Source organism: Brevibacillus sp. AG162 (assembly GCF_006715575.1).
Lineage (GTDB): Bacteria > Bacillota > Bacilli > Brevibacillales > Brevibacillaceae > Brevibacillus > Brevibacillus brevis.
In genome coordinates this window covers 900,027-913,487 of the sequence record NZ_VFNO01000001.1, presented here as the reverse complement: position 1 = coordinate 913,487, position 13,461 = coordinate 900,027, and the positions used below count along the sequence as shown (strand labels likewise).

The 13,461-nt window shown below is 46.5% G+C and carries 15 protein-coding genes and 2 tRNA genes; 3 read left to right on the top strand and 14 right to left on the bottom strand.

Features of this window, described 5'->3' with window-relative positions; translation table 11 throughout:
• The first annotated feature begins 32 nt into the window (after positions 1 to 32).
• Positions 33 to 470, top strand: coding sequence for an edeine self-resistance N-acetyltransferase EdeQ (gene edeQ / locus FB479_RS04390; RefSeq protein ID WP_106656437.1), 438 nt, complete (start codon positions 33 to 35; stop codon positions 468 to 470).
• 161 nt (positions 471 to 631) lie between these two features.
• Here the strand turns inward: edeQ and FB479_RS04385 are convergent.
• From FB479_RS04385 to FB479_RS04325, 13 genes are all read right to left on the bottom strand, one after another.
• Positions 632 to 713: transfer RNA gene (locus FB479_RS04385), tRNA-Leu, on the bottom strand.
• A 45-nt stretch (positions 714 to 758) separates the two neighbouring features.
• Positions 759 to 843, bottom strand: a tRNA-Tyr gene (locus FB479_RS04380).
• 92 nt (positions 844 to 935) lie between these two features.
• The gene (locus FB479_RS04375) at positions 936 to 1,253 is read right to left on the bottom strand and encodes a hypothetical protein (protein ID WP_106656438.1); all 318 of its coding nucleotides are present in this window, start codon (positions 1,251 to 1,253) and stop codon (positions 936 to 938) included.
• A 66-nt stretch (positions 1,254 to 1,319) separates the two neighbouring features.
• A complete protein-coding gene (locus FB479_RS04370; protein WP_142062715.1) occupies positions 1,320 to 1,886 on the bottom strand; it encodes a thioredoxin family protein in 567 nt (188 codons plus the stop codon).
• A gap of 27 nt (positions 1,887 to 1,913) precedes the next feature.
• On the bottom strand, positions 1,914 to 2,084 hold the full coding sequence (locus FB479_RS04365) for a YycC family protein (RefSeq protein ID WP_142062711.1): 171 nt from the start codon (positions 2,082 to 2,084) through the stop codon (positions 1,914 to 1,916).
• Between the two features lie 85 nt (positions 2,085 to 2,169).
• Positions 2,170 to 3,216: a phosphotransferase enzyme family protein gene (locus FB479_RS04360; protein WP_126435427.1), complete on the bottom strand. Its 1,047-nt coding sequence runs from the start codon at positions 3,214 to 3,216 to the stop codon at positions 2,170 to 2,172.
• 150 nt (positions 3,217 to 3,366) lie between these two features.
• On the bottom strand, positions 3,367 to 3,564 hold the full coding sequence (locus tag FB479_RS04355) for a hypothetical protein (protein WP_142062708.1): 198 nt from the start codon (positions 3,562 to 3,564) through the stop codon (positions 3,367 to 3,369).
• Between the two features lie 172 nt (positions 3,565 to 3,736).
• Positions 3,737 to 4,270 carry a TlpA family protein disulfide reductase gene (locus FB479_RS04350; protein WP_106656442.1) on the bottom strand — a complete coding sequence of 178 codons (534 nt, stop codon included), beginning with the start codon at positions 4,268 to 4,270 and terminating at the stop codon, positions 3,737 to 3,739.
• A gap of 23 nt (positions 4,271 to 4,293) precedes the next feature.
• On the bottom strand, positions 4,294 to 5,004 hold the full coding sequence (locus FB479_RS04345; RefSeq protein WP_048033259.1) for a cytochrome c biogenesis CcdA family protein: 711 nt from the start codon (positions 5,002 to 5,004) through the stop codon (positions 4,294 to 4,296).
• A 189-nt stretch (positions 5,005 to 5,193) separates the two neighbouring features.
• Complete coding sequence (locus FB479_RS04340; RefSeq protein WP_142062705.1) at positions 5,194 to 5,724, bottom strand: DinB family protein; 531 nt, start codon at positions 5,722 to 5,724, stop codon at positions 5,194 to 5,196.
• Positions 5,725 to 5,821: 97 nt separating this feature from the next.
• Complete coding sequence (locus FB479_RS04335) at positions 5,822 to 7,048, bottom strand: efflux RND transporter periplasmic adaptor subunit (protein WP_106656444.1); 1,227 nt, start codon at positions 7,046 to 7,048, stop codon at positions 5,822 to 5,824.
• 28 nt (positions 7,049 to 7,076) lie between these two features.
• Entirely contained in the window at positions 7,077 to 10,214 is a 3,138-nt protein-coding gene (locus FB479_RS04330) for an efflux RND transporter permease subunit (protein ID WP_106656445.1), read from the bottom strand.
• 124 nt (positions 10,215 to 10,338) lie between these two features.
• Positions 10,339 to 10,671 (bottom strand): MarR family winged helix-turn-helix transcriptional regulator, encoded by a 333-nt coding sequence (locus FB479_RS04325; protein ID WP_007727206.1) that lies wholly within the window; start codon positions 10,669 to 10,671, stop codon positions 10,339 to 10,341.
• 172 nt (positions 10,672 to 10,843) lie between these two features.
• On the opposite strand from FB479_RS04325, the gene FB479_RS04320 reads away from it, so the two are divergent.
• Together FB479_RS04320 and FB479_RS04315 are read left to right on the top strand one after the other, a co-directional pair.
• Positions 10,844 to 12,079, top strand: a complete 1,236-nt coding sequence (locus FB479_RS04320) for a sensor histidine kinase (protein WP_106656446.1) — start codon at positions 10,844 to 10,846, stop codon at positions 12,077 to 12,079.
• Positions 12,076 to 12,762 carry a response regulator gene (locus FB479_RS04315; RefSeq protein ID WP_142062702.1) on the top strand — a complete coding sequence of 229 codons (687 nt, stop codon included), beginning with the start codon at positions 12,076 to 12,078 and terminating at the stop codon, positions 12,760 to 12,762. Before FB479_RS04320 ends, FB479_RS04315 begins: the two co-directional genes overlap by 4 nt.
• A gap of 11 nt (positions 12,763 to 12,773) precedes the next feature.
• Here FB479_RS04315 and FB479_RS04310 read toward each other — a convergent pair whose 3' ends face one another.
• Positions 12,774 to 13,283 carry a hypothetical protein gene (locus FB479_RS04310; protein ID WP_142062699.1) on the bottom strand — a complete coding sequence of 170 codons (510 nt, stop codon included), beginning with the start codon at positions 13,281 to 13,283 and terminating at the stop codon, positions 12,774 to 12,776.
• Positions 13,284 to 13,461 lie beyond the last annotated feature (178 nt).

Genomic DNA, 13,461 nt, shown 5'->3' with positions numbered 1-13,461 from the left:
AAAACAAGCCCCGGAAGGATGAACGTGATTAGATGTCTGTGACACTTCGTGAAGTAACCCTGGAAAACTGGGAAGAGTGTATTGAACTGGAACCTACTCCCGAACAGAGTGAGTTTGTTGCCCCGAACCTCTACTCCCTCGCTGAATCAAAGTTTCAAACGACATTTGTCCCTTTGGCCATATACCATGATGAAACGATGGTTGGATTTGTCATGTATGGACTTGATCCCGACGATGGCAACTACTGGATTTACAGACTCTTAATTGATGCTAAGTTTCAGCGGCAAGGCTACGGACGTGCTGCGATTTCGCAAGTCATTGATATCCTGAAAGCAAAGGAAGGTTGTCAAAAAATTGTCATTGGTTATGCCCCAGCCAATGTTGCAGCCGAAAACCTTTACGCTTCCCTCGGATTTCAAAAAAATGGCATGGTTCTGTTTGGTGAGACGATTGCAGAATTGAACTTTTAAGCTAAGCTATTTTCTTTACCAAAAAACAAAACAGCGGCGATCTAAGACCTGAAAATCAAGCCTTAGACTCGCCGCTGTTTGAATTGTTTTCCCGTATACTAAAAAAGCACACCTTCCACGTGTCTCTAAACAACATGGTTAGTGTGCATTCATTTTTGCTATGGTGCCGGTGAAGGGACTTGAACCCCCACGGTTTCCCTCACGATTTTGAGTCGCGCGCGTCTGCCATTCCGCCACACCGGCATGTGAAACTATGAATAAAATAGCACAACATCGATAGAAAATCAATGGTGGGGAGAGACGGATTCGAACCGCCGAACCCGGAGGGAGCAGATTTACAGTCTGCCGTGTTTAGCCACTTCACTATCTCCCCACAATATGTGCTGTCTATCTTCTGCGTCTACTCTCTTCAACCAGAAGCGACATTTATTAATCTATCATGAACTTTGTTTGACGTCAATATATTTATTTAGATTGACTCTCTTTTTTCGCCAAGATTTCCTGCGCCCACTCATGAAAGACGCGCAGTGCTTCGTCTACTTCTTGAAATGTTGCTTCTTCCTCACAGGAGTATTCCGGGAAGTCTAGAATGCGGTTTTTGCGAATCTTTACTTGCTCTTCTTCGCATTTTATCTCCAAGAAGTAGGGAACGGCTTCATCTATCCCATAACTGTTTTCTAAAAACTCGTAGGTACGTACCCACTCCAGAATTCGAACTTCCGATGCTTTTAAGCGAAGCACCTGCTCCAAAGACATAATGGTTTCATTCCCGTAGTAATACATGTTATTCAGCCCTTCTGCATGAAAATAGACGGAGCCGTGACTCCGCCCTGTTATACGTATGATAAATTAGATCGAGGAAAGCAGCTCTCTCAGTTCTTTGACAATCACTTGCTGGTAGCCATTGCCTTCTCCATACTGCTCGAGCATTTCGGAACGCGCCACTTTGATCTTGTCTTCATAATCTGGGGCGTTTCGATCCGGGTTTTGTTGTTTAAACGCCGTCATGACAGCCTGGACATGCTTCGGTCGCGGTCCCCATTTGGCCAGAACATGTCCACCCGTGTCCGCGAAAATAACGACAGGGATCGCCCGACCGCCCATCGTCAGAAACTCGTCCATGAGATCGAGGTGTTGTTCCATCACCATAATTTCCACAGGCATGTCTGTTTCTTTCAGGGCATGCAATACGACTGGCAAGTTGCGAACGACGTCGCCACACCAGTCCGCAGCCAAAATCAAGCATCTAAGGTCATCACGATGCTGGAGAGAGGCAAAAAACGCTCGGTCTTGTTCATTCTCCCATGAAAATGCATCCGACCAGTTTTGGTATGTATCCTGATTTTTTGTCATGCTTTCCACAAACGCTTGTGGCTTGAGCCCCGTACGGAATTTATGAGCTACGTTTGCCCCCATCTTTTCTCCTCCTCGTGTGTAATAAATCTAGTCTTGCTTTTTAGACTCTCCCTCACTTGCTTCTTTCTCTTGCTTTGCCAACTCCATCATTTTTTGTAACAAAATATGCTGCGGCATGTGCATGAGGCGCTCTAAAGGTACCTGAAGTGCTTCGGCCAGCTTGACAGCCGTATCAGGTGATATTTGTAACGGACGCACGTATTTCCACTCCTTCCGGTTGCTTTCATCAGTTCCTCCAGTATAATACACAGCTGTTAAACCTGCCAGCTTTGTACCTTGAGGCTCATCCGTTATCCCTGCCAACCACAACAGTGACCTGCGGATGATCCGGGAATAGCATATCCAGCAGTTCTTGTTCCAGCTTGTGCCAAAGGCGGAATCGCTCTGGAACGAGCCTGGTCCAGGTCATCGCAATCTGTTCCCAATGCTCCATACGACGATTGTGCTTGACGAGCCAGCTATCTAAAAAATTCGTTGACGCCAAATGTCCGTAGCAGAGCTGCGCCAGCACCGCTTGCCACTCTGATTTTGGCAGCGGATGATGAGCCTGATACCCTTCACAGAACGCAAGGATCCCATCGTACTGTAGGGCTGACAAGTGAAGCCCTGTAACCAGATCTTTTGCCCAATACCCTTCCCTTCCAGCACCATCTGTCCAGTCTACGAGGGCAGCTACCTCGCCATTTGGATGAAAAATAAGCTGTTCGACCCAATACGAATGAAAGCATCTACCTCGGAGCGAGGGGACTGGCAAACAGGTAACGTATTCATGGCTCACCATCTTCAGCAAGGAAATTTGCTCCTCGAGTAATTCTCGTACGTATACTGGAAAATCTCCCTGCTCTTCCTGATACTGACTCCATAATTCTCGGCAATTTGCAAGCGCTTCGGAAGGCGAGAGCATGGGAACGTCCTCAATGGGGGGAAGAGGATCAAATTGCCGATGAAAATGGGCTAACAGCTCCCCCATAGCCTTTGCTTCACGAAGTGGCAATTCCCCTGGATGATAGCTGCGCCCGTCGATCCATTCATTTACTTGGTACGTCTCTCCCTGATCATGGGCAAGCCATTCATGATGAAGGGGTAGAAGCAAGCGCGGGGTGGGAAAGCCTTTCTCTCGCAGTTCTTGGCTAAGTGCTAGACCAGTAAGCATCTCCTGGTAGCGAGTTTGCAAGCGCCATTTTGCATAAAATCGTTTTACATAATATCGTTGACTGCTTGTCCAAACGGAAAAGCTTTCTTCCCATAAGCCATATGCAATGCGCTCGATACGCTCCACATTCAATTGATATTGGTTTTTTAAAGCTACTCTCACCCGATCCGTAGGCAATTCCTCCTCCGATTTCTTCCGTATAGTTCTCACTTCTACATGCAAATCCGCTATTCCTCGTAGTTCACTCCAAAAAAGATAGTCCCTCTTGAATGAAAGTGAAGGGACTATCTCCCGTGAACCGTACAACTGCACATGGAAAAGGACAAACTATGGCTTTTGCTTAGTAAGGATGCATGGTACACCAAAGCCGATCGCGCCGGGCTGGGACATCTGTTCCAGATATGCCAACCCTCGTGCACATTGCTGCTTGCATACTTGACATGTATGGGACGTTACGATTTTCAGCTGTACTTGATTGGGGTGCTCTCGCGTATTCTTCTTCTTTATTTTTTTGCCCTTGGCCATCCGTTTTCCTCCCTTTGCCCTGGATCACTCCAGTCTATGAAGGAGAACACCCCCGCTCTTTAGGCAAGCATACAAAATCAAGATGTTCACCTGCAAAATGGGCCTTGTCATACTTGTCAACAAATAGAAAAAGCCGCCGGAGAACTCTCTCCAAGCGACTTATGAGCCTTCACTATGGCTTTGGACTTAACAACTGGCGCAGTTCCAGCTCCAGTGTAGGGGCATCAACCATGCCGATGATCTTCTTTTGTACAATCCCATCCGCGTCAATCAAGTAAGTAGTTGGGAATGCCATCACCTTATAACGGTTCGACACGCTTCCAGCTACGTCCATCGGTATCGGAAATGTCAGCTTGTAGTTGGTGACGAACGCCATAGCTGCTTCTGGGCTGTCATTGCTCGTGACGTTCACGCCATACAGATCAACCTGTCCGCCGTATTTTTCATAGACTTTTTGTAAATCAGGCGCCTCCAGCTTGCATGGTCCACACCAGGAAGCCCAAAAGTTCAAGACTAATGGTTTCGCCCTTTTTCCTTCTACCTTGTACGTCTGCTGGTCCAATCCGGTCAGTGTAAAATGAGGGGCCGCAAAGCCAACTTCCGGTTTTTGAACCTCTGCTACGATTGCGGCTGTTTCTTGAGGCTTTTCCCAAACAGCAAGTCCGACCCCTAACAATACGAGCACCGCGAGCAACAGCTTTTTCATTTTGTCACCTCTGCCCTACTGAGTTAGAATCCCGTAAAGCCTCCGTACATTTGAATGAGCACGCGTGTAATATCCGTCAGTTTATCTGTATACAGAAGAATACCGAACAAAATCATAATGGCTCCTCCGATTTTCATAAACAGGTCGGAATACTTCACAATCGCGTTCACCTTACTGATGAAGAACGTCATGACAAAAAATGGAATGGCAAATCCGAGCGTATACGCCAATGTGTACGCCAAAGCGCTTGAAGGATTGGAAACGCCCATGACGATAATCCCAGAAAGAATGGGTCCCACACAAGGTGTCCATCCAGCTGCATACGTCATCCCCACCAGTATGGACCCAGTATACCCCAACGGCCTCGATTTTAAATCGATTTTAAAAGAACGCATCATCCAGTCCATTTTAAACACGCCCAGCATAACCAAACCAATGACAGCAAGCAAAATACCGCCCAGTTGACGAATTAAGTCCTGTTGGTCGGTGAACAAGCTTCCGATCCAAGATGTAGACAGCCCGAGCGCAATGAAAATGATCGAAAACCCGACAATGAAGAAAAAGGTATGCAAGAAGGCTTGCTTGCGAAAAACCGCTCTCCCTTTCTTCACTTCATCTACCGTAACCCCAGTTATGTAAGACAAAAAGGACGGATAAAGCGGTAGGCAGCAAGGGGAAATAAACGAGAGGAAACCTGCTGCAAAAGCCAAAAACACAGTAATATCGCCAGTCATATGTACCTCCGGTGGGTATTTTATCCACTATTCTCTCATTGTATCGAATCTTTTCCCCCTTCAAAAGTAGCAAAGACACTTTGTCTTAAATCCGTGACAATTTACTTTACATAATATTCATTATGTCTTAAAACTCGGTACGAAACGTTACAATTAGATGGATAAATCTGGTCCACCTTAGAAAATAGATTAGAATTTTGACAAATGTGACAAGTACCTTTCTCGGAAGACATGTAGATGATGAGCAGCATGCCCAAGGATAAAATAGACGAGTGCAGCTGCAGTTGTCTTGTCCTGAATAATCACGCCCGAACGATTCAACTCTTCTTCCGTAAGTCCTCTTACCAGTGATCGGGTAGCAGCACGCACTGTCCGATACTCCTCGATTAGATCGACAAGCGGTCGGCGGTCAAAATTCGTAAGACTGACGTAAATGTCCTGATGCCTAGGCAACGATGTCTTGTCTCCTCGGGATGCACACAGCAAGCGATAGCTCATGATTCGCTCTGTATCCATAATATGGCCGAGAACTTCCTTTACACTCCATTTATCTTCCTGATAACGGAACATGCTCAGTTCCTCCCCGCATGACCGAAACGAAGCAAGTATTTCTTCCTCCTGAGAGCAAAGCAGCTCATTCAGATCACCTTCAGGAACGACTTTGACATAGGTTTCAAACTGCGTAGGATAATCACCAGACTGTGGTTTGCGGAAGTACAAATGAAGACACCTCCCTTTTGGAATAGTGAGACGAATATTTCCATTGTACACAAAAAAGAGGCGGATGTACTCCGCCCCTTCCTTGCTACTCTTTTTCTCACTGAATAGTGACTTTGCCGCCATCTTGAAGCAGTGTTTGCCCTTTTACCACGATCTTATCGCCGGCAGACAAGCCTGTCAAAATTTCGATCTGATCACTGGAGGATTTGCCTGTAGTGACCTCGACTTGTTTTGCAATGTCACCTTCCAGCTTGAATACATACTGCTTACCTTCGCGATCAAAAACTGCACCACGCGTTACAACGAGCGATTTTGCTCCACTTTCCCCAACCGATGGGAAGGTTACATTCACAACCATATCGGACTTCAGCTCATTGGATGGGTTTGGAATCGTAATCTCCACTGGGTATGCCTTCAACTGCGTATCCATTACTGGACTCATCGCCGTTACTTTAGCATCAATCGTTTTTCCTGTCGATTGTACGTTTACTTTTACGGTAGTTCCTACTTTTACTTTTGTGATATCTGCTTCTGACAGATTTGCTTTTACCAGAAGTGGGTTCGTGTTAACGACAACCACAACCGGCTGCTGGCCTGCCATTTGACCAACTGCGCCATTTACGCTGGAAATATATCCGTTGATCGGAGACGTCACAGTCGCATTCGCTAATTGCTCACGAGCATTTTGCAGGCTTACTTGCGCTTGCTGCACAGAGGCTTCGGAAACTTGCACACTTGTTTTTTGTCCAGCAGATTGCACTGCCTGCTGCGCGTTATCATATGAAGTCTGTGCTGTTGTCAGTTGGGAATTTGCCTGTTCCATCTGCTGTGCGGAAATCGCTCCTTGTGAAAAGAGCTGTTGCATCCGCTGCTGGTTTACTTTTGCATCCTGAAGGGCAGTTTCTGCCTGCTTCAAGCTATTTTTCGCTTGGACCAAGCCTTGATCAGAGCTGCTGCCTGCTTGGCTTAAGCTCGCTTTCGATACGTTGTAGGCTGCTTCAGCTTGCTTGACACTGTTCACTAGATCTTTTTCATCGAGCTTGAACAATACTTGACCTTTTGTCACGTATTGGCCCAGTTTCACTGGCAGGGAAGAAATTTTCCCACCCATTTTCGGGGAGACTTGCACTTCCTCACTCGGCGCCAGCTTTGCCGTGAGACCAGAATCTGATACCACTGTGCCCGTTGCAACCGTTTCAACCTGTACAGGGGTTGCCGCTTCCACTGTTTCCGTAGGCGGCGTTTCCGCTTGCGGGCTGGAGCACCCTGCCACTAGCGTGATAGCCAGCAATGCCAAAATGACGGGTTTTTTACTTAGTTTCATGTATGTCCCTCCTCTTCCCACAAACGTCTTACGATTCCAAAGCGGGATTGATTTTCTTTTGTTTCTTAGCAAGTTTCTTTTCGAGTTTCAACTGGCGCTTCAAGCGTCTCTTTTTCCCTAAGTCATCAAACCAGGAAGCAACGACAGGAACCAGAACCAGTGTAATCAGTGTAGAGAATCCGAGACCGAAAATAACCGTTACGGCCATTGGTGCATTCGTCTCAGATCCGGCACCGCCAGAGAATGCGAGCGGTCCAATCGCCAGAATGGTGGTGAGTGTCGTCATCAAAATCGGACGAAGACGAATCGGCCCAGCATGCAGGATCGCATCAAACAGCTCCATACCTTTTGCACGCAGTTGGTTCACGTAGTCGATCAATACAATCGCGTTGTTCACGACCAGACCGATCAACAAAATGTACCCGATCAAAACCCCAACGCTGATCGTTGTGCCAGTCGCCAATAGTCCAAGCAGAACGCCTGTAACGGTCGGTGGCACGGAGAACATGATGATAAACGGGGTGTAGAACGATTCAAACTGCGCTGCCATTACCATATAAAGCAACACGACTGACAGTACAATCGCGAGAGCAAGGCTACTGAATGATTCCATCATTTCTTCACTTTGCCCGCCAAAATCGACTTTGTAACCATCCGGGAGATTCAGCTTCGAGATTTTCTCTTGCACTTCCCGTGTGACAGAGCTCAGGTCACGCCCTGCCAAATCACTCGTTACTTGAACTTCACGGCTTGAATTGGCACGGTTAATCGATACAGGCACATCTACCTTACTGATAGTCGCAACCGAGGTCAGCGCGATCTGTGCCCCACCTGGAGCGGAAATTCGCATATTGTTCAAGAAGTTGATATCTTCCTGAAACTCTTTCGGCAGCTTGAGGTTGACGTCAATCTCATCATCGCCTGTGCGATAATACGTTACCGTTTGACCTTGGAAGGAAGTGCGAACACTGGAGAGAATTTGTCCTGTCGTCAAGCCGTACAAGCTCGCTTTCTCTGCATTGATCTTCACTTCCAGCTCTTGTCTTGATTCTTCCAAGCTGGTTGTTACATTACTTGTACCAGGTACCTTCTCAATTTCACCTTTAATGATACCACTAATGTCTTTCAGTACGTCCAGATCATCCCCACTAACCTTCAGTTGGATTGGGGAACCCGTAGACATACCGGATGGTGCGCTTACCGTAATTTCAGGTCCAGCAATATGCTTCAGCTTTTCCTGGAGATCCATTACAACTTCATTGGAGGAACGTGTGCGCTGGTCGAGATCTACCAGCATCAGGCTGATCGTTCCTTGATTGGATGACAATGTGCTCGCTATCGGTGATGCATTGCTACCCACCGAAGTCGCAACAATTTTCTTCTCCGGTACCGTGTTGACAATTTCTTCTACTTGTCTGGTTACTTTTTCTGTTTCAGCCAGAACGGTACCATTTGGCATTTTGATAGAGATGTTTACTTGACCTTGGTCCATAGCCGGGATAAACTCAGCCCCGATCAATGGAGTCAATGCGAGAGAGCCCACCATCATGACGACCGAAGAAATCATGACCGTTTTACGATGGCCCAATGACCATTTTAACAATCTTTGGTAGCCTTTTTCCACTTTGCTAAATCCAATGTTGAACCAAGTAACCGGATTGATTCCACGATAGTTCTCATGATGCGTATGCGACGGAATTTTGTTCAAAATTCTCGAACTCAGCATCGGCACGAGCAAAATAGAGAATACAAGCGCCGCAATATGTGAGTAGACAACCGTCAATGCAAGTGGTCCAAACAACTCAGAAGCAATACCTTCTGTGAGGGCAATCGGCAAGAACACGCAAATTTGCGCCAAAGCCGAAGCCATAACTGCCGTACCTACTTCTTTGGAGCCATCCAGGGCGGCTTCCATCATGCCTTTTCCCTGTTCTCGATGGCGGAAAACATTCTCGAGCATAACAACCGCAAAGTCAATCAACGATCCCAATCCCAATGTCAAACCGGAGAGAGAAATCAAGTTGATCGTCTGTCCAGTCATGTACATCAGCAAGAACGTAGCAACGATCGATACTGGAAGAACGATGACCGCAATTACCATGGATCGCAAGCTGCCCAAGAAGAAGAACAGCAAGATCATACCGATACCGCCACCCAACAGAGCATGTTCAGCGGTGGTGTAAACGGAATCCTTAATGTAGATGGATGTATCCAGAGTCGTAATGATTTCTACGCCTTCTGGCAGCTCGCTTTTGATTTTCTCCAGCTCAGCTTTTACATCATCTGCTACCTCAATGGTGTTTCCGCCAGAAGCTTTTGTCACTTTAATGCCCAAGCTAGGTGTTCCATTTACGTAACTCAATTGCGTTACATCTTGATGCGTGTCTTTTACTTCGGCAATATCGCTGAGCCTGATGGAGTTTCCGCCGACAGAGATTGGTGTCAGCGCGATTTGTTCGATATCGGCAAACTCACCTTGCACACGGATGTTGAGCTTGGCGTCACCCTCGCGTATCGCTCCACCGGAACCTGACAAGTTGCTGGTCTGTAGAGCTTGCTGAACTTGGTCAAGTGACAGACCATACGCCGCTAATTTTGCTGGGTCGACTGTAACATCGATGATCCGGCTTTGTCCGCCGCTGATGGAAGCAGATGCGACCCCATCAATACGCTCCAGGCGTGACTGGATCATATCCTCTGCCATCTTTTTCAATTTGTTGATATCTTGCTCACCCGTCACCGCAAACTCAATGATCGGTGTACTGTTCGGGTCAATGCGCAGTACGCGTGGCGCTCTGGCTGAGTCAGGCAAAGAGCCACGAACCTGATCTACCTTCTCTCGCATGTCGAGAGTCGCCTGATCAAGGTCTGTCCCCCAGTTAAACATGAGGATAACCTGAGAAGCGCCTTCCATCGATACCGATTGTATACTATCTAAATCGGATACCGTTGCAAGTGCGTCCTCAATCGGTTTCGTTACCAGTTTTTCTACCTCACTTGGAGATCCGCCGTCAACGGATGTAACCACGACAGCAACCGGGAAGTTAAGATCCGGCATGAGATCAATCGACAAGCGAGGCAGTGAAACGAAACCAAAAATCAGCATGGCCAGAGTCAACATAATCATGGTGACCGGGCGTTTAATCGATAGTTCAGAAAGATTCAATCCACTCACCTCTTCTTTATATATCTGCTAATTTTTTGTGAGTAATAGTTCGCATGACGAAATGAATAAGGTGAACCTCGAGTTAACATTTCGTTGAACGAAATATCAAGGGATGAAACCATTTTTAGACGGTTTGTGAATTTCCCCATTTCACATCTCGCTGTTGGTATACACGCTCTGTCAGTGACACCCACACAACTCGTCGATCTGATTGGTCTCGGAACCTGCGTACCAGGTTTTCCTGCTCCAACCGATTAATAAGACCGGAAGTTGTGCTGTATGAAAGACCGACAGTCTTACTTATGTCCCCCATCGTTTTTGGCCCGTTTCCGAGCTGCTCAAGAATCAAGACCTGTTGCCAGGTTACATCGCTTGTATCCAGCTCTTGCTCAGAAATCGTGGTAAACAAAACACTGGCTTCTTGCAGGAGTTTTGCCAACTGAATCAGTTCTTTCATGAGAACCTCCCTTGCCATCCTTACTTAACCACTTCCACCCATAACTAATCGTTTATTTCCCAAAAATAATTCTACTGAAATGTATATGTAGTGAAGTCTACCCAGGGGTAGATTTCTGACAAGTATTTATCTATCTGGAGATAGACGACAACGCATGCTAGAATGAAGTTAAGTGATTATCCGGCAGAGAAAGAAGGACTTCTCATTGTTGAAGATAATGATGAAAGCCATACAAAAACGTTTACTGATCATGTGGTTTTCCATCTTAATTGTATTAGCTTTGATTCCTGATTCATTTAAACGGGAAACTCCGTTGCAATTTTCTCTTACCATTGTACTATTTATTTGTTACCTTGTGGTATTTTGGACTTCCAAGAAAAAATGGAAGCCTTTCCAATTCGAATTCGTGACAGTCGTGCTTGGAATCGTTTCCTTACTAAAGTCCCTTATCTTAGGGGGAGAAGGCTTCGGCTTGATGCTCCCACTCGCTGTTTTTATCGGGTTTCACATTCATGGACGCCGTGCGTTGGCCTATGCTACTTTTTTTGGTACGTGCAGTACGCTTTTTTTATATTTTGAAGAAAACCTGAAATTCACGCACATCATCTCTTATATTCTTACGTATGTGGGGTGCTATATCGGCGCACGTGGCTATCGGATTCAAACAGAAGCATACGAAACCAACCAACAGCATCTGGAGCAGCTGCAAAAAGCACATACAGAGTTGCAAGAGGCGCACTTACAACTTCAAGAAGCAGCGCTTCATTCCCTTCAAGTAGCGGTTCTGGAGGAACGAACGAGAATTGCCCGTGATATTCACGATGCATTGGGTCATAGTTTGACTTCACTCATTGTCCAGCTGCATGCCTTGAAGTATATGTTGCAGGATGGACCTGACAACGCACAAGAAGCCGTACGCAACATGCTCGGTGTTGCCAAGCAAAGTCTGGAGGATATTCGCTCGTCTGTCCATACACTGGCTCTGGATAAAACCTCCCTGGGACTTACGCCTCTGCGAGCTCTCTTATCACAGGCTCAAAAGCATACAGGAATAAAAATGGAGCTGATATGCTCCGATCTGGACATCCCGCTCTCTCAGGAAATGACGATAACGTTTTATCGAATTTTACAAGAAGCGATCACCAATTCCCTACGTCATTCTGACGCAAAAGAAATTCTTGTCATCATTGAACAAAAGAAGGACATCCTTTTGTTGTCCATTCGAGACGATGGAAGCATCACGAGCGACCAAAAAATCAAACCTGGCTTTGGCCTAACTGGGATCTCTGAACGAATTCAATTATTGAACGGAACTCTCGCGTATCGCATTCGAGAGCCCCACGGATTCCAACTCGATTTCAGCTTTCCGATTCGCCAGACTGAGCCTGAAAGGAGCATGCGAACATGACCGGTAAACAAAAAGAAGGAGCCATTCGCGTGGTCCTAGTAGATGACCAAACCATGATACGCCAAGGTTTGGGTTATGTCATTCAAATGCAATCCGATATGGAAGTAATTGGGGAGGCTTCCGATGGCGTGGAAGCTGTAGAACTGATTGGTGCCCTCGCACCTGATGTCGTTTTGATGGATGTTCAGATGCCCAACAAGTCTGGTATTGAGGCCACAAGAGAAATCATGCAGCAGCATCCTCGCACGAAGGTATTGATTCTTACCACCTTTGACAATCACAATTATGTGGTGGAAGGAATTCGTGCTGGCGCCGTCGGCTATATGCTAAAGGATGCCGACTCTCAGGAAATGCTTGATCTGATTCGCAGAGCCCACCAGGGAGAAGCCCTCTTCCACACCGTGACAGCTGCAAAAGCCCTTGCGGAAGCTCTGCAAGGTCAACGTGAGACACCTGATTTGACTACCACTCCCCAATCAGTTTTGCTAGATGAACTGACGGATCGAGAGCTAGATGTACTTCAACAGATCGCCGATGGTTATCGAAATGATCAGATTGCGCAAAACTTGTTCATCTCAGAAGGCACTGTAAAAACACACGTGCATCGGATTTTGCAAAAAATGGGTGTCGAGGATCGTACACAGGCAGTGGCAAAAGCTCTGCGGCACAAAATCGTGAAATAAATCAGACAGTTTTAGGCAGGAGGACTAAGTGGAATCAAGTTTCCATCCTCCTGCTTTATGCTAATGGAAATTCCTTCTACCAGCTGTGCGCTGGACATCGCTTCGAATACGGCAGCAGCCGCTTTCTTCGTATCGATCACCCGGCAAATCACTGCCAATGTCCTCTCACTGTCTTCTCCACCGTCGCTGTGTCCATTCCCGGTCTTTCCCAAGCATTCGTCCAACAGCTGTTCGATCAAATAGCGCATTTCTATCTCTGACTCAGACAAATGGGGAAAGCGAATGATCATCGGATGGAAATCGTTCTCTTTCATGACCTGATATCCTTGTTCTTTCATCTCTTCTGCCCAGATCTGCAAAACTTCGTCGGGCCTTCCCTCGATCTGCTCCGCTACTACAGCAAAATAGTCGCCAATTTCCCCTACATTTCCGTAATGAACGGTGTAAAGGTGCTCCGTTTCCTCATACCAAGCCTCCCAGTAGCTCCACCTCGTTTCGTTTTTTTTCAGCATCCGAATCACCGTTGTTCAACTCCGTTCAAATTGTAACTGTTTTGTAAATTATTCCACTGATCGACAGCCTTTGACAACAACTTACAAAAAGATTGATTCCAAAGACTTGCAACTTTTTCGCGAATGGGACTTTATGCTCATTCAAGCATAAAGAAAGACGGATATTCGATCCGTCTACAGTCACAAT